At 66.2% G+C, this 15,604-nt stretch carries 17 protein-coding genes and 1 pseudogene; 10 read left to right on the forward strand and 8 right to left on the reverse strand.

All coding sequences use genetic code 11. The annotated features are described in order from the left end of the window. The first annotated feature begins 80 nt into the window (after positions 1–80). Positions 81–815, forward strand: a complete 735-nt coding sequence (locus BN118_RS05280) for a haloacid dehalogenase type II (protein ID WP_010930696.1) — start codon at positions 81–83, stop codon at positions 813–815. Positions 816–820: 5 nt separating this feature from the next. Here BN118_RS05280 and BN118_RS21165 read toward each other — a convergent pair. Together BN118_RS21165 and BN118_RS05285 are read right to left on the reverse strand one after the other, a co-directional pair. Next, positions 821–904: pseudogene (locus tag BN118_RS21165) on the reverse strand (OmpA family protein); the annotation flags it as partial. Next, the gene (locus tag BN118_RS05285) at positions 892–1,842 is read right to left on the reverse strand and encodes an IS481-like element IS481 family transposase (protein ID WP_005012808.1); all 951 of its coding nucleotides are present in this window, start codon (positions 1,840–1,842) and stop codon (positions 892–894) included. The gene BN118_RS05285 and the pseudogene BN118_RS21165, both read right to left, overlap by 13 nt. A gap of 17 nt (positions 1,843–1,859) precedes the next feature. Here BN118_RS05285 and BN118_RS21025 point away from each other — a divergent pair, with 17 nt between their 5' ends. Further along, a complete protein-coding gene (locus tag BN118_RS21025; RefSeq protein ID WP_257792201.1) occupies positions 1,860–1,985 on the forward strand; it encodes a hypothetical protein in 126 nt (41 codons plus the stop codon). Here the strand turns inward: BN118_RS21025 and BN118_RS05290 are convergent. From BN118_RS05290 to acnB, 3 genes are all read right to left on the reverse strand, one after another. Beyond that, positions 1,924–2,472, reverse strand: coding sequence for an OmpA family protein (locus BN118_RS05290; protein WP_010930697.1), 549 nt, complete (start codon positions 2,470–2,472; stop codon positions 1,924–1,926). The genes BN118_RS21025 and BN118_RS05290 overlap by 62 nt on opposite strands. A gap of 2 nt (positions 2,473–2,474) precedes the next feature. Beyond that, on the reverse strand, positions 2,475–2,813 hold the full coding sequence (locus BN118_RS21170; RefSeq protein WP_010930698.1) for a hypothetical protein: 339 nt from the start codon (positions 2,811–2,813) through the stop codon (positions 2,475–2,477). Between the two features lie 392 nt (positions 2,814–3,205). Further along, positions 3,206–5,797, reverse strand: coding sequence for a bifunctional aconitate hydratase 2/2-methylisocitrate dehydratase (acnB, locus tag BN118_RS05300; protein WP_010930699.1), 2,592 nt, complete (start codon positions 5,795–5,797; stop codon positions 3,206–3,208). 66 nt (positions 5,798–5,863) lie between these two features. Between acnB and BN118_RS05305 the strand changes: the two genes are divergently transcribed. Together BN118_RS05305 and BN118_RS05310 are read left to right on the forward strand one after the other, a co-directional pair. Then, positions 5,864–6,607, forward strand: coding sequence for a 3'-5' exonuclease (locus tag BN118_RS05305; RefSeq protein WP_080019419.1), 744 nt, complete (start codon positions 5,864–5,866; stop codon positions 6,605–6,607). Between the two features lie 12 nt (positions 6,608–6,619). Continuing rightward, positions 6,620–7,006, forward strand: a complete 387-nt coding sequence (locus BN118_RS05310; protein WP_003810206.1) for a nucleotide pyrophosphohydrolase — start codon at positions 6,620–6,622, stop codon at positions 7,004–7,006. 6 nt (positions 7,007–7,012) lie between these two features. Here the strand turns inward: BN118_RS05310 and BN118_RS05315 are convergent, their stop codons facing one another. Next, entirely contained in the window at positions 7,013–7,303 is a 291-nt protein-coding gene (locus BN118_RS05315) for an antibiotic biosynthesis monooxygenase family protein (RefSeq protein ID WP_003810207.1), read from the reverse strand. Between the two features lie 135 nt (positions 7,304–7,438). Here BN118_RS05315 and BN118_RS05320 point away from each other — a divergent pair, with 135 nt between their 5' ends. The 6 genes from BN118_RS05320 to BN118_RS05345 all read left to right on the forward strand — a co-directional run bounded on the left by BN118_RS05320 (position 7,439) and on the right by BN118_RS05345 (position 11,986). Continuing rightward, a complete protein-coding gene (locus tag BN118_RS05320; RefSeq protein ID WP_010930701.1) occupies positions 7,439–7,738 on the forward strand; it encodes a YciI-like protein in 300 nt (99 codons plus the stop codon). A gap of 68 nt (positions 7,739–7,806) precedes the next feature. Then, on the forward strand, positions 7,807–8,709 hold the full coding sequence (locus tag BN118_RS05325) for an EamA family transporter (protein ID WP_010930702.1): 903 nt from the start codon (positions 7,807–7,809) through the stop codon (positions 8,707–8,709). Between the two features lie 3 nt (positions 8,710–8,712). Then, positions 8,713–9,483 (forward strand): TSUP family transporter, encoded by a 771-nt coding sequence (locus tag BN118_RS05330; protein ID WP_014905596.1) that lies wholly within the window; start codon positions 8,713–8,715, stop codon positions 9,481–9,483. Positions 9,484–9,868: 385 nt separating this feature from the next. Beyond that, positions 9,869–10,318: a hypothetical protein gene (locus tag BN118_RS05335; RefSeq protein WP_003810211.1), complete on the forward strand. Its 450-nt coding sequence runs from the start codon at positions 9,869–9,871 to the stop codon at positions 10,316–10,318. 169 nt (positions 10,319–10,487) lie between these two features. Next, positions 10,488–11,438, forward strand: coding sequence for an IS481-like element IS481 family transposase (locus tag BN118_RS05340; RefSeq protein ID WP_005012067.1), 951 nt, complete (start codon positions 10,488–10,490; stop codon positions 11,436–11,438). Positions 11,439–11,554: 116 nt separating this feature from the next. Then, on the forward strand, positions 11,555–11,986 hold the full coding sequence (locus tag BN118_RS05345; RefSeq protein ID WP_227915021.1) for a hypothetical protein: 432 nt from the start codon (positions 11,555–11,557) through the stop codon (positions 11,984–11,986). 13 nt (positions 11,987–11,999) lie between these two features. Here the strand turns inward: BN118_RS05345 and BN118_RS05350 are convergent, their stop codons facing one another. Both BN118_RS05350 and BN118_RS05355 read right to left on the reverse strand, forming a co-directional pair. Next, the gene (locus BN118_RS05350) at positions 12,000–14,282 is read right to left on the reverse strand and encodes a DUF3772 domain-containing protein (protein ID WP_049805770.1); all 2,283 of its coding nucleotides are present in this window, start codon (positions 14,280–14,282) and stop codon (positions 12,000–12,002) included. A 19-nt stretch (positions 14,283–14,301) separates the two neighbouring features. After that, positions 14,302–15,252, reverse strand: a complete 951-nt coding sequence (locus BN118_RS05355) for an IS481-like element IS481 family transposase (protein ID WP_005013747.1) — start codon at positions 15,250–15,252, stop codon at positions 14,302–14,304. Positions 15,253–15,604: the final 352 nt, after the last annotated feature.

Genomic DNA, 15,604 nt, shown 5'->3' on the forward strand with positions numbered 1-15,604 from the left:
CATCGATGCGGCAATGCTCGCCTGGCGCAGGACTGGGGTTCACGTCCTGCATGTCTTGAAACGCAATGCGGAGGGATGCAATGGAACCCGTTCGTGGGATGGATATCGAGGTCTTGTTTTTTGATGTGCTGGGAACTGTCGTCGATTGGCGCGGCAGCATCGCGGACGAGGTCGCCGCATTCCTCAAGCGCCATGAGCTGCCTCATGTCGATGCCCATCAATTCGCGGATGCCTGGGTCGGACAATATGATGCCGCCATCGAGCCGATCCGCGCCGGACAGCGAGCCTTTGCCCCTCTCGATATCATCAACATGGAGAATCTGCAGGCCTGCCTGGCGCAGTTCGATCTGGCGCCAGCGCGGTTCGCTCGCAGCGAACTGGAAACCCTGAACCATGCATGGCATAAGCTGCGGCCTTGGCCCGATTCGGTAGCCGGTATCGCTCAGCTGAAGCAGCGCTTTATCGTTGCGCCGTTGTCCGATGGGCATACCAGGTTGCTGGTCGACATGGCCAAGCACGCTGGCCTGCCGTGGGACATGGTTTTCGGCGCGGACGCTTCCCGATCCTATAAGCCAGCACCCCAAGCCTATCTGCATGCCTGTGCATTGTTGGACGTGCCCCCGCAACGCGCCATGCTGGTCGCTGCGCATGGCTACGATCTGGATGCGGCTCGCTCCTGCGGGCTGAAAACAGCCTATGTCCAGCGCCAGCGCGCAGCGGATCCGTCGAAGGCAGGTTATCGGGGGGCGCCTGAAAACTGGGACTACCAGGCTGGCAGCCTGACCGAGCTGGCGCAGTTGCTGGCCAAGGCCTGATCGTGTCAGCGTTTGGGCAGCACAAACTCCACCCGGCGGTTCTGGGCGCGTCCTTGCGGATTGTCCGCCCCGTTGGCTAGTTGTGAACTGTCAATAGGTTGTATTCGTCCAGGTTGAGTCTGGAGATGGGTACAGCGCGCCCGATGCCTTGGTGGGGTCGATGCCAGTTGTAGTGGTGTAGCCAGGATTTCATGGCATCGGCTCGGTGTTGGGAGTTCTGGTAGGTGTGAGCGTAAGCCCACTCACGCAAGGCCGACTGGATGAAGCGTTCGGCCTTGCCATTGGTCTGTGGGCGGTAAGGTCGGGTAAAGCGGTGCTTGATGCCCAGCTCATGGCACAGCGCGGCGAAGGCGCGGCTGCGAAAGGCCGAGCCATTGTCGGTGAGCAAGCGCTGGATGGTCACGCCCAGGCGCTGGTAGTAGGCCACTGCGTCCTTGAGGAACTGGACGGCGCTGGGGAAGCGCTCGTCGGGGTGGATGTCGGTGAAGGCCACGCGGGCGTGGTCATCGATGGCCACGAAGACGAAGTCCCAGCCGGCCCCCTCAACGGTATCGCGTCGGTTGCCCGTGACCCGGTGGCCAGGGCGCTGGATACGTCCCAGCTTCTTGATGTCGATGTGCAGCAGATCGCCGGGGGCCTGATGCTCGTAGCGCACCACCGGCTCGGCCGGCTCCAGGTCGGCCAGGTGCGACAGACCGGCGCGGGCCAGGACGCGGCTGACGGTGCTGGCTGACACGCCCAGCGCCTGGGCGATGCGCGCTTGGGTCAGCCGCTTGCGGCGCAGCTCCACGATAGCCAGCGCCTTGGCCGGCGCAATCGCTCGGGGCGAGACCGTCGGGCGCGAGGACGCATCGGCCAAGCCCGCCTGGCCCTGAGCCAGGAAGCGGCCCAGCCATTTGCGCACAGTCGGCGCGGTGACCCCATAGGCGCGGGCCGCTTCAGGCACACAAACTTGATGGGCGATCAATTGCTGGACCATTTCGAGTCGACGTAGGAAGGTCAATCGGGCATGCTTATGGGTGTTCATCCGGCCGGGCTCCTTGAGTGAACTGGGAGGTTGGCGATTTCCAGTTTCTCAAATCCGGTTCGGATGAACCATGCATACAACCTATTGAATCTTCACAGCTAGCTGGTTGGGCTGTACGGGCCTGGCAGCCCCCAGGCCCCTGACCGACAGTTTCGCTGCATCCACCCCGTGAGCGCCCAGCCACTGCGCAACGGCCTGGGCCCGTCGCAATGACAGGCCCTTGTTATAGGAATCCGAGCCCTTGGAGTCCGTGTGACCTTCAATGGCGACGATGCCGGTGGCGGGGGATTTGATCAGCTCCGCGATGTCCCGCAGAGTGGGTTCGGCCGCGGCGAGTATGTCGGCCTTGTCGAAATCGAAGAGTACGTCGCCCATCATGGCGATGGTGACGGCATCCTTGCCCTGCCGTACCGACACGCCTTCATGGCGCGCGGCCAGCGCACCCACTTGGGCGCTCAGGTCCGATATGCCGCCGTCGGTGTCGGACGGCAAGCCCTTCAGGTCCAGGATGGTCGCCTGCAAGCCCAGTATCGTGCTCTTGTAGGGCGGCTCTTGCGCCATGGAACCGCTGCAGGCGGCAAGCAGCGTCAGCGCCGCCAGCAACGTTGGCCCGACAGGATGGGTCGCCATGTTCAGCGGTCGGTGATCTGGATGACGTCGAAAGTCTCGACACCCGGGATCGTCAGCGAAACCTCTTTGATTTCCTTGGGCGGGGCGGGAAACTTGCCCTGCCAGCTGCCTGCGATGGGCGCATCGCTTGACGTCCGTATCAGTACCTTGGGATTCGTCAGCGGTACATCGTTGCTATCTTTCAAGAGCAGGTGTTTCTTGTTGCCTGCGATCACGTAAAAGCTGTTCTCGTAGTCGCTTTTGCTGATCTGCGAGTAGATCGTCTCCGTCTTGCCCATGACAACGGGCTTGAACCGGATCTTGATGGACAGGATCTCGCCACTGCGCACGGCGTCGATCACCTGTCCTTCGGCGCTGCCGGAGTTGGTCAGGCCAGTGGCCAGAGGGGGGAGGGCTCGGCTTGAGCGGCGCTCGCCAATGCCATGCAGAATCCAAGAACGCAGGCCATGGTGGTCTTGCTGGTCGAAGCCACGATAAATTCCTTTGCTGTCGAGAAACCGGAAGAGGATTTGCCAAGGCAATGGTGTAACCCTCCGAACCCGTCTTGCCTGCAAGAATATGATTCTGTTTATTGGGCGCCGGTTGCAATCTTTTTGAAATGTTTCATGCGCGGCCTGCATGAAAACGCGGGCATGCAGCCCCCAGGGGGGCCTTGGTCCTGAGGGCTGCACGCGCGCGCAGCAAAAAGAAAGGCCCGCCTTGCGGCGGGCCTTTGTCATGGCCGAAGACCGGCTCAGACCTCGATCACGTCGGCCACATCCTTGTAGTCGGGGATGCGGTCGAAGTTCAGGTACTGGTAGATCTGGTCGCCGCTCTTGTTGATGACGCCCATATCGGCCATGTACTCCTCGCGGGTCGGGATGCGGCCCAGGCGCGAGCAGATCGCCGCCAGTTCCGCCGAGCCCAGGTACACGTTGGTGTTCTTGCCCAGGCGGTTGGGGAAGTTGCGCGTGCTGGTGGACATGACCGTCGCGCCCTCGCGCACTTGCGCCTGGTTGCCCATGCACAGCGAGCAGCCCGGCATTTCGGTGCGCGCGCCGGCCGTGCCGAAGACGCCGTAGTGGCCTTCCTCGGTGAGCTGCTGCGCGTCCATCTTGGTCGGCGGCGCCACCCACAGCTTGACCGGAATGTCGCGCTTGCCTTCCAGCAGCTTGGACGCCGCGCGGAAATGGCCGATGTTGGTCATGCAGCTGCCGATGAACACTTCGTCGATCTTGGCGCCGGCGACATCCGACAGCGTCTTGACGTCGTCGGGGTCGTTCGGGCAGGCCACGATGGGCTCATGGATGTCGGCCAGGTCGATCTCGATCACGGCGGCGTAGTCGGCGTCGGCGTCCGGCTCCAGCAGCTTGGGATCGGCCAGCCAGGCTTCCATGGCCTTGATGCGGCGGCCCAGCGAGCGCTCGTCTTCATAGCCGTTGGCGATCATCCACTTCAGCATCACGATGTTGCTGTTGATGTACTCGATGATCGGCTCTTTGTGCAGGCGCACCGAGCAGCCGGCGGCCGAGCGTTCGGCCGAGGCGTCGGACAGCTCGAAGGCTTGTTCGACCTTCAGGTCGGGCAGGCCTTCGATTTCCAGGATGCGGCCCGAGAAGATGTTCTTCTTGCCTTGCTTGGCCACGGTCAGCAGGCCTTGCTTGATGGCATACAGCGGGATCGCATTGACCAGGTCGCGCAGCGTGACGCCGGGTTGCATCTTGCCCTTGAAGCGCACCAGCACCGATTCCGGCATGTCCAGCGGCATCACGCCGGTCGCCGCGGCGAAGGCCACCAGGCCCGAGCCGGCGGGGAACGAAATGCCGATCGGGAAGCGCGTGTGCGAGTCGCCGCCGGTGCCGACCGTGTCGGGCAGCAGCATGCGGTTCAGCCACGAGTGGATGACGCCGTCGCCGGGGCGCAGCGAAATGCCGCCGCGCGTGCTGATGAACTGCGGCAGGGTGTGGTGCGTCTTGACGTCCACCGGCTTGGGATAGGCGGCGGTATGGCAGAACGACTGCATCACCAGGTCGGCCGAGAAGTCCAGGCAGGCCAGGTCCTTCAGTTCGTCGCGGGTCATCGGGCCGGTGGTGTCCTGGCTGCCCACCGAGGTCATCTTCGGCTCGCAATAGGTGCCCGGGCGGATGCCCTGGCCTTCCGGCAGGCCGCAGGCGCGGCCGACCATCTTCTGGGCCAGCGTGTAGCCCTTGCCGGTGTCGGCCGGGTTGTTGGGCAGGCGGAACAGGGTGGAGGGCGGCAGGCCCAGGGCCTCGCGCGCCTTGGCGGTCAGGCCGCGGCCGATGATCAGCGGAATGCGGCCGCCGGCGCGCACTTCGTCGAACAGCACGTCCGACTTGACCGTGAACTCGGCGATGGTCTCGCCATTCTTGATGGCCTTGCCGTCGTACGGGCGCAGTTCCACCACGTCGCCCATTTCCATTTTCGAGACGTCCAGCTCGATCGGCAGGGCGCCGGCGTCTTCCATCGTGTTGTAGAAGATGGGCGCGATCTTGCTACCCAGGCAGACGCCGCCGAAGCGCTTGTTGGGCACGAACGGGATATCTTCGCCGGTGAACCAGAGCACCGAGTTGGTGGCCGATTTGCGCGATGAGCCGGTGCCGACCACGTCGCCGACGTAGGCGACCAGGTGGCCTTTTTCCTTCAGCGATTCGATGAACTGCACGGGACCGCGCTTGCCGTCTTCCTCGGGCTCGAACGCCGCGCCGTCGCGCTTGTTCTTCAGCATCGCCAGGGCGTGCATCGGGATATCGGGGCGCGTGGTGGCGTCGGGGGCGGGCGACAGGTCGTCCGTGTTGGTTTCGCCGGGTACCTTGAAGACCGTGACGGTCAGGCTTTGCGGCACTTCCGGACGGCTGGTGAACCATTCGGCATCGGCCCAGCTCTGCAGCACCGACTTGGCGTTGGCGTTGCCCTTGTCCGCCTTCTCCTTGACGTCGTGGAAGGCGTCGAACATCAGCAGGGTCTTCTTCAGCGCGTCTGCGGCGATGGTGCCGACCTCGGCGTCGTCCAGCAGTTGCACCAGCGGGCCGATGTTGTAGCCGCCGAGCATCGTGCCCAGCAGTTCGGTCGCCTTGGCGCGGTCGATCAGGGCACACGATTCGGTGCCGAAGGCCACGGCGGCCAGGTACGAGGCCTTGACCTTGGCGGCGTCGTCCACGCCGGCGGGCACGCGGTAGGTCAGCAGCTCCAGCAGATTCTGCGCCTCGCCATCCGGCGGGTTTTTCAGCAGCTCGATCAGGTCAGCGGTTTGTTGCGCGGACAGCGGCAGCGGCGGAATGCCCAGGGCTGCGCGGTCGGCGACGTGTTGATGGTACGTTTCCAGCATGGATGGCCTGCGTAATAGTCGGGTTGGAACAAGGGTTGTAGCCGGGATTGTAGAGGGATAGGGGCAATGCCGCAAATGTCTTATATCTTATATAAGACTTGCCTGGCAGCACATCGGGGCCTATCCCGGCGTAGAATGCCCGTTGGACCCGCAGGGCGTTGTTTTTATTGTTGTTTCGGTATCAATATGGCCTATTTCCGTCGCTACACCACGCCCCATCCCTATGGGCAGACCCTGCGCGCTGGCGCCGCGGCCGGCCGCGCCAGCGCCGCGCGCGACGGCTTGCGGGCGCTGGATGGGCCGTTCGTGGTGGCCGACCTGGAAACCACCGGGCTGTCCGTTGCCACGTGCGAAATCCTCGAATTCGCCGCCGTGCGCGTCAGCGCATGCGGGCAGATCGAGCGCGAGTTCACCCAGGTGGTGCGCACCGACGGCAGGGTGCTGCCGTTCATTTCGCGCCTGACCGGCATCACCCAGGCCGAAGTCGAGCGCGATGGCGTGCCGGTGCGGCAGGCGTTCGGCGACTTCCTCGACTTCATCGAGGGCGGGCCGCTGTTTTTCCATAACGCTTCGTTCGATCGCCGCTTCCTGCAGGCCGCGGCCGATCGCACCGGCCTGCCGTTCGAGGCGCAGACCCATTGCACGCTGATGCTGGCGCGCCAGGCCTGGCCCGAGCTGCCGTCGCACAAGCTGAACGTGCTGGCCCGCCATCTCGGCGCGTCCGAGCCGACCCACCGGGCCCTGGCCGACGTGCGCACCACCGTGGCCGTGGCGTTGGCTGCGCGTGCGCGGCTGGCGGCGCAGGGCTGAGGGGCGGGCGCCATGGCGGCAAGCGATACCCCGGGCGCTTCGGCGGGCGAGTTCGACGCCATTCGCGACGCCGTGCGCGGCTTTGCCGCCGAGCGCCAGTGGGAGCCGTTCCATTCGCCCAAGAACCTGGCCATGGCGCTGGCCGGCGAGGCCGGCGAGCTGGTCGCCGTCTTCCAGTGGCTGACCGAGGCCGGCTCGCGCGAGCTGACGCCGTCGCAGCGCCAGGCGGCCGCCGACGAAATCGCCGACGTGCAGCTGTACCTGGTTGCGCTGGCCGATCAGCTTGGGCTGGACATCCCCGCCGCCGTGGCCGCCAAGATGCGCAAGAACGCGCTCAAGTATCCGGCCGAGCGCTTTCGCGGCAGCGCCCGCAAGTACAACGACGAAAGCGGGCGCTGAGCGGGCCTACAGCACCTTCTGCTCGTGGTGGACCTGGGGCGGCTCGGCAAAGCACTCGCCCACCAGCTTGCGCCATTCCTGGAAATCGGCCGATTGGCGGAAATCCACCATATGGTTGTCCACCGTCTCCCAGTCCACCACCAGGGTGTAGCGCTGCGGCGCCTCGATCGAGCGGTGCAGCGCCACGCCGTGGCAGCCACGCGCGCGCATGAACAGCGGCCTGGCCTGCGCCACGCCTGCTTCGAAATCGGCCTCGCGGCCGGGTTGCACCAGGATGCTGGCAATTTCCTGAATCATTGAAGCGTCTCCCCTTGGTTGGGCCGCCGGCCTGGCGGCATCGCGGCAGTATGACGCAAAAGTGCCTGCGCCGGCGCCCGCGCGGGAGGCTGGGCGTATGATGCAGGTTCGACCGCGAGCCCAAGGAGGCGCGTCATGCATTACCTGCTTTTCTACGATGTGATCCCGGACTACCCGGCGCGCCGCGCGCAGTACCGGGCCGAGCACCTGGCGCTGGCCCGCGCCGCGGCGCAACGTGGCGAACTGGTGCTGGCCGGCGCGCTGGCCGACCTCATCGACGGCGCCGTGCTGTTGTTCACCGGCGATACGCCGGCCGCCGCCGAAGCGTTCGCGGCCGCCGACCCGTACGTGCGCGAAGGACTGGTAACCCATTGGCGCGTGCGTCCATGGACCACGGTGGTGGGTGAACAGGCCAGCCAGCCGGTGCCCGACTGATTCTTCCCATCCTCCCTATTCCCTGCATCCAGTCCAGTGCGGGCGCGCCGCGCCCCTGACCGCGCATCATGCCTCTGTCCCATTTGTTGTTGGCGTTATCGGTGGTTTTCATCTGGGGCACGAACTTCGTCGTCATCAAGTGGGCGCTGGCGGATTTTCCGCCGTTCCTGTTCGCGGCCCTGCGCTTTCTGCTGTCGGTGCTGCCCTGGGTCCTGCTGTTTCGCCGCCCCGCGGTGCCCTGGAGCCGGCTGGCTGCCTTCGGCGTCCTGCTGGGCGTGGGGCAGTTCGGCGTCCTGTACTGGGCGATGCAGCGCGACATCACGCCGGGGATGGCCTCCCTGCTGGTCCAGTCCCAGGTCTTCTTCACCATCCTGATGTCCATGGCATTCACGGGCGAGCGCATGCGCCTGTGGCAGGCGCTGGCCCTGGTGCTGGCGGTGGCCGGCTATGCAGTGGTGGCCTGGTACAGCGTTGCCGATCCCGGCGCGGCCATCACCTTGCTGGGCGTGGGCCTGGTGCTGCTCGCCGGATTGAGCTGGGCCTGCGCCAACATGGTGGCGCGCACGGCGGGGCGGGTCAACATGGTGGGGTTCATCGCCTGGAGCAGCCTGTTCGCCGTGCCCCCCATCGTGCTCATCAGCCTTTTGGCCGAGGGGCCTGCTGCCATCGCCCAGGCCGTGACCCATGCCTCGCCGGCGGCCTGGGCGGCGGTGCTGTGGCAGGCCGTGGGCAATACCGTATTCGGCTTCGGCGCCTGGAACTGGCTGCTTGCCCGCCATCCCGCCACGACCGTCGCGCCCATGGCGCTGCTGGTGCCGGTGTTCGGCATGCTGGCCTCGACGCTGCTGCTGGATGAAAGCCTGCCCGGCTGGAAGCTGTCCGCGGCCGCGCTGGTGCTGGGCGGGCTGGCCCTCAACCTTTATGCGGGGCGGCTGGACGCCGCCGCGCGCATGGCGCGGGCCGGCCGCTGAATCATGAGCATCCTGCAGCACGTGTTGTTCCTGGCCTGCGTCGCGCTGGCCACTTACGCGCAAACCATGACGGGCTTTGCCTTCGGGCTGGTGCTGCTGGGGCTGACCGGCCTGCTGGCCGTTGCGCCCTTGCCGGACATGGCCAATACGGTGAGCATTCTTACCCTGGTCAACGCGCTGGTGGTCATCGGCCGCGCGCGGCCGCAGGTCGACTGGACGCTGGTGCGGCCGGCCCTGGTCAGCAGCCTGGCCGGCGTCGCGCTCGGCGTCTTCATGCTCGACTGGATCTCCGGCAGCGCCGCCGTGCTGCTGCAGTGGCTGCTGGGGCTGACCATCCTGGCGTGCGCGATCCAGCTGGTGGCGCGCGCGCGGCCGCTGGCGCGCGTCTCGTCGCGGCGCAGCTTCGTGGGCTTCGGCGTGGTGTCGGGCGTGCTGGGCGGGCTGTTCTCCAGCGCCGGCCCTCCGATGGTGTATCACCTGTACCGCCAGCCGCTGCCGCTGGCCACCATACGCAACAGCCTGCTGATCCTGTTCTCGTGCAATGCCATGACGCGGCTGGCCCTGGTCGGCGCGCAGGGCAGTCTGCACACCATCACCTTCTGGCTCAGCCTGAAGGCATTCCCGGTCGTGGTCGCGCTCACCTGGCTGGTGCGCCGCTACGCATCGGCGCGCTCCATCCACACGGTCAAGCGCCTGGTCTTCGTGTTGCTGGTGGCCGCCGGGCTGGGCCTGCTGGTGCCGGCCAGCGGCGCGCTGTGGACCATGTGGCATTGATCGCAGCACTGCGAAAGTCGGGCCGTTGGGATGATCGCGCTTAGGCATGAGCGCAAAACGGCTGGAGCCGCGCAGCGTTCCACGCCATAAGCATGAAGCCGCACGGCGGTGCTCATGCGCCTGCGATCGTGCAAACGGCGCGGGGGTACCGTCGTGTCCGCTTGCGGCTTAGTTCGCACGGGGCAGGGCCGCTCCGCCAAAACTCATGCAAACGCCCCGATCGGCCTTTTGCCGGATTCCGGCAGGCTGGGCGCGCGGCAATCATTGCCTCACCGGCGCTTGAGTTCTGTTGCACAAAACAAAGGGGAGCCAGGCGGCGGTCCGCCTGCCGGTCGGAAATCGGCGAGCGTGTTCCGTCGCTTTACGGAATCGGAGGAACCCTGAAATGAAGAAGATCGCAACTTTGGCGGCGTTGGCGGCATCTGCCGCGCTGGTTGGTCCGGCCCTGGCCGGCGGCAGTCACAGCAGCAGCGGCGTCGGCGCCTATGGCGGCTCGGTCAAGGGATCGGTGGAATCGATCTCCAACGGCAGCGCGGCGGCCGCCAGCCAGGTCATGGGCACCGGCTTTTCCAAGCAATTCGCCAGCGGCGAAACCAGCGGCTACGCCAGCATGGGCGGCGCCATCCATCGCGACGGGGTCGAGGTATGGACCGATACGTCGCAATACTCGAAGACCAACGGTTTTGGCATGACCGGCGGCAATGCGCCCGCGCAGATCGGCGACGTCATCGTCAACGGCGCCGGCGCCTTCGCCGAGAGCAATACCGAAGCGATCGCCAAGGGCAAGTTCCAGATGTTCCAGATCGGCCGGATCGGCGGCTACGGGCATCGCTGAAACACGTCAACCCAGAACGCCGGACGGTTCCGGCCGTCCGGTACAAGGGGGCATCATGAAGACCATGCTAGTTGTGAAGATTCAATAGGTTGTATGCATGGTTCATCCGAACCGGATTTGAGAAACTGGAAATCGCCAACCTCCCAGTTCACTCAAGGAGCCCGGCCGGATGAACACCCATAAGCATGCCCGATTGACCTTCCTACGTCGACTCGAAATGGTCCAGCAATTGATCGCCCATCAAGTTTGTGTGCCTGAAGCGGCCCGCGCCTATGGGGTCACCGCGCCGACTGTGCGCAAATGGCTGGGCCGCTTCCTGGCTCAGGGCCAGGCGGGCTTGGCCGATGCGTCCTCGCGCCCGACGGTCTCGCCCCGAGCGATTGCGCCGGCCAAGGCGCTGGCTATCGTGGAGCTGCGCCGCAAGCGGCTGACCCAAGCGCGCATCGCCCAGGCGCTGGGCGTGTCAGCCAGCACCGTCAGCCGCGTCCTGGCCCGCGCCGGTCTGTCGCACCTGGCCGACCTGGAGCCGGCCGAGCCGGTGGTGCGCTACGAGCATCAGGCCCCCGGCGATCTGCTGCACATCGACATCAAGAAGCTGGGACGTATCCAGCGCCCTGGCCACCGGGTCACGGGCAACCGACGCGATACCGTTGAGGGGGCCGGCTGGGACTTCGTCTTCGTGGCCATCGATGACCACGCCCGCGTGGCCTTCACCGACATCCACCCCGACGAGCGCTTCCCCAGCGCCGTCCAGTTCCTCAAGGACGCAGTGGCCTACTACCAGCGCCTGGGCGTGACCATCCAGCGCTTGCTCACCGACAATGGCTCGGCCTTTCGCAGCCGCGCCTTCGCCGCGCTGTGCCATGAGCTGGGCATCAAGCACCGCTTTACCCGACCTTACCGCCCACAGACCAATGGCAAGGCCGAACGCTTCATCCAGTCGGCCTTGCGTGAGTGGGCTTACGCTCACACCTACCAGAACTCCCAACACCGAGCCGATGCCATGAAATCCTGGCTACACCACTACAACTGGCATCGACCCCACCAAGGCATCGGGCGCGCTGTACCCATCTCCAGACTCAACCTGGACGAATACAACCTATTGACAGTTCACAGCTAGTCGTACTTTCGCTGTCGCTGGCCTCGTTCGGCGCCGCCGCGCAGACCAGCACCAGCAACGCCACGTCGTCGACCAGCGCTTCGGCGGGCGTGAACGCCGCGGGCAATAGCCAGGGTGTGACATTCAACTCGGACAACAGCGGCTCCAGTTCCCTGAAGACGGTGCCCGCGGTGGGTGCGGCAGCCTTCTACGGTTCGTTCTCGACCGACAGTTGCATGGTGTCGGGCGGGGCCGGAGGCGCGGTGCTGGGGTTCGGCATGAATTTCGCGGTGCCGGTGGAAGACCAGAATTGCAGTCTGCGGCGCAACTTCGAACGCACCATGCAAGCGGCCGCCTCGACCAAGGATGACTCGAAGGCGCGCAAGCTGGAGACCGCCGCGATAGACATGCTGTGCCAGACCGACGATGCCACCCGCGCCGCGCTGTCGGCGCAGGGGCTGTGTTCGGATCTCACGCCGGTGGCCGTCGTGCCGTCGGTGCGCCGCCAGGTGCCGGTCAACGCGGCCGCGGCGCGCGCCCGCATCGACGATCTGTATACGCCGGGCTGATCGCCCGCCCGTTTCAGCGCGGCTGCGGCGGCGCGCTGGCCATGACGGCCGGCGCGTCCGGCGCCAGCGGCGCCTGGGGCTCGCGCAACAGCATCGTGCTGGGCGGCGCCATGTCCAGGCCGGCCTCGGCCAGTTGCTTCAGGACGCGGAACCACAGATCGCTGCGCACGGTATAGGCCGAGCGCGGCGAGCTCACATAGCCCTTGGCGTTGAAGATCAGGTGGCCGGCCTCGATGCCGTCCAGGTAGACCGCGGCGGCGGGATTGTCGAGGATATCGCCGTGCGCCTCGAAAATCTCCAGCATCAGGGTGCGCACCTGTTCGGCGTCGACCGACAGCGGCATCGGCAGCCTGATCTGAACCAGTCCCAGCGGATTGGCATGCGTGACGTTGCGCACCGTCTTGGTGATGAACTCCGAATTGGGCACGATGACCGTGGAGCGGTCTCCCATCTGGATTTCGGTGGCGCGTACGTTGATGCGCAGGATGTCGCCCTCGACGCCGCCCAGCGAGACCCAGTCGCCCACTTTCACCGGCCGCTCCGCCAGCAGGATCAGGCCCGAAACGAAATTCTGCACCACCGCCTGCAGGCCGAAACCGATGCCCACCGACAGCGCGCTGGCGATCCACGCCACGCGTTCCAGCCCCAGGCCGAGCGCGGACAGGCCCAGCGCGGCGGCGGTCACCACGCCGGCATAGCCGAACAGCGTGGCCGCGGAAATCTGCATGCCCGGATCGAGTTCGGTGGTCGGCAGGTAGCGGGTGGTCAGCCAGCGCTTGAGCAGCCGCACGATCAGCAGGCTGAGCGCCAGGACCAGCAGGGCCTGCAGCAGCGCGGCGGGCCGGATCTGCACCTCGCCGATCTGCAGCCCCTTGTGCACCTGGTCCAGACGGTGCACCAGGTCCATCGGGCCCTCGCCGAAGGGCGACAGCAGCAGCACCACCGCGGCCAGCATGACCGCCACGCGGCAAGCCCCCGACAGCAGCACCGCCGCCTGCGTGCGCAGGCGCAACTGGGCGCCGGCATCGCTGTCGCGGTTCGAGCCCAGCAGGGTGCTGAAACCGTCGTCGATCAGCACGACCAGCAGATAGGTCGAGCACAGCACGACCAGCGTCCACATGGCCTGCTTGATGAGGAATGTGCCGAATGCGGCATAGCCGATGACCAGCGTGAGCAGGCCGGTACAGAGCACCGACCACAGCGTGGTGTTGAGCACCGCCAGCCAGAATGGCCGCGGCGGGGCGCGATTGTCCTCGCTTTCCAGCGCAAGCTGGCGGCGCACGCGCTCGGCGCGGGCCAGCGCCGCCAGCAGCACCAGTCCCAGCACGGCGGCCATCACCACGCCCAGCGTGATCGTGCTGGTCAGGCTGGAGTTCAGCAGCACCGGCAGGCGCTCGGCCAGCCAGATCGCCACCACCAGCAGGCCCAGCGTCGGCGGCACCCAGCCCAGGGCGCGCGCAACCTGGTCGGGAATCGGCGGTAGCCGCCAGGTCGGGCGCACCGTCGACAGCAGCGCCTGGCCCAGCCCGCCCACGTAGCCGCCGAAGCATACGGTGGCGACCAGGTTGGACAGCAAGGTCTCGGTACTGTCCGACAGGCTGGCGCTCCAGGAAACGCCCATGCGCAGCAATTGCGCGATGAGCCCGGGCGTGGCCACCCACATCAGGACGATGGTCAGGGCCAGGAAAGAGCGGCGCAGGCGGCCCGGCGGCAACTTGGTGGCGGTCAGCTGCAGGATGACCCGGCCGATCCAGGCGCGCAGCGCCACCACCGCGGCCATGCCGACCAGCAGTACGCCCCAGATCCAGGCCGGCGTCTGCACGGCCGCTTCGGCCAGTTCGTCGCGCAGCGCCGCCAGGCGCGTCAGGTCGCGCGGGATCTCGGCGCGCCATTCGGTCCAGAAATCGCTCGAGACGACCGAGTCGCGCCGTTCGCCCAGCCGCACCTGGAATTGATTGCGCCGCAGCGCCGAAATCTGCTCGGCCGTCTGGCCGGCTTCGACCGACAGCAGGCGCGCCAGCTTGATCTGCGCGCCCAGGTTGCGGTGCGACTTTTCCAATTGGGCCCGTTGCTGGGCCACGTCGGGGGCTTCCTTGGCGCCTTCGGCCACGGCCCCCAGCTCGCTCAGCCGGGCCGAAACGCTGGCCAGTTGCGGGCTCAGCGTTTCGGCCAGCGCGTCCGCCTTGGCCTGGATGTCCAGCACGTCTGAGCGGTTCTTGACCAGTTGGGGATCGTCGGCCTTGTCGTCGAGCTGCTTGCGGATGTCATCGACCTGCTTGCGCGCCTGGGTGAGGATGGCGTCGGCGTCGGCCGGGCTAGGTGTGAACTGTCAATAGGTTGTATTCGTCCAGGTTGAGTCTGGAGATGGGTACAGCGCGCCCGATGCCTTGGTGGGGTCGATGCCAGTTGTAGTGGTGTAGCCAGGATTTCATGGCATCGGCTCGGTGTTGGGAGTTCTGGTAGGTGTGAGCGTAAGCCCACTCACGCAAGGCCGACTGGATGAAGCGTTCGGCCTTGCCATTGGTCTGTGGGCGGTAAGGTCGGGTAAAGCGGTGCTTGATGCCCAGCTCATGGCACAGCGCGGCGAAGGCGCGGCTGCGAAAGGCCGAGCCATTGTCGGTGAGCAAGCGCTGGATGGTCACGCCCAGGCGCTGGTAGTAGGCCACTGCGTCCTTGAGGAACTGGACGGCGCTGGGGAAGCGCTCGTCGGGGTGGATGTCGGTGAAGGCCACGCGGGCGTGGTCATCGATGGCCACGAAGACGAAGTCCCAGCCGGCCCCCTCAACGGTATCGCGTCGGTTGCCCGTGACCCGGTGGCCAGGGCGCTGGATACGTCCCAGCTTCTTGATGTCGATGTGCAGCAGATCGCCGGGGGCCTGATGCTCGTAGCGCACCACCGGCTCGGCCGGCTCCAGGTCGGCCAGGTGCGACAGACCGGCGCGGGCCAGGACGCGGCTGACGGTGCTGGCTGACACGCCCAGCGCCTGGGCGATGCGCGCTTGGGTCAGCCGCTTGCGGCGCAGCTCCACGATAGCCAGCGCCTTGGCCGGCGCAATCGCTCGGGGCGAGACCGTCGGGCGCGAGGACGCATCGGCCAAGCCCGCCTGGCCCTGAGCCAGGAAGCGGCCCAGCCATTTGCGCACAGTCGGCGCGGTGACCCCATAGGCGCGGGCCGCTTCAGGCACACAAACTTGATGGGCGATCAATTGCTGGACCATTTCGAGTCGACGTAGGAAGGTCAATCGGGCATGCTTATGGGTGTTCATCCGGCCGGGCTCCTTGAGTGAACTGGGGGGTTGGCGATTTCCAGTTTCTCAAATCCGGTTCGGATGAACCATGCATACAACCTATTGAATCTTCACAGCTAGGGGGTTGGGCGCCGGCCGGCATCGCGGCAAACAGCGTCGCCAGGGCCAGCAGCAGCATGGCCAGCAAGGTGCGCGGCGCCAGGCGGCGCGAGGGAAATGACGGATTCATGGTCATGGCCGTTACTGCCGTCGTTGGGGACGCATCGTCCCCGCCGGCGGCAGGTGGAACGAGGGTTTTCCAGGATCACCGGAGAAGGGCAGTTTACGCGCTTGGCGGCCGGCGGCTGCGACCGCTCGCAAGCGCTGGTTG

The sequence above is a fragment of the Bordetella pertussis 18323 genome (genome assembly GCF_000306945.1).
Taxonomy (GTDB): Bacteria; Pseudomonadota; Gammaproteobacteria; order Burkholderiales; family Burkholderiaceae_B; genus Bordetella; species Bordetella pertussis.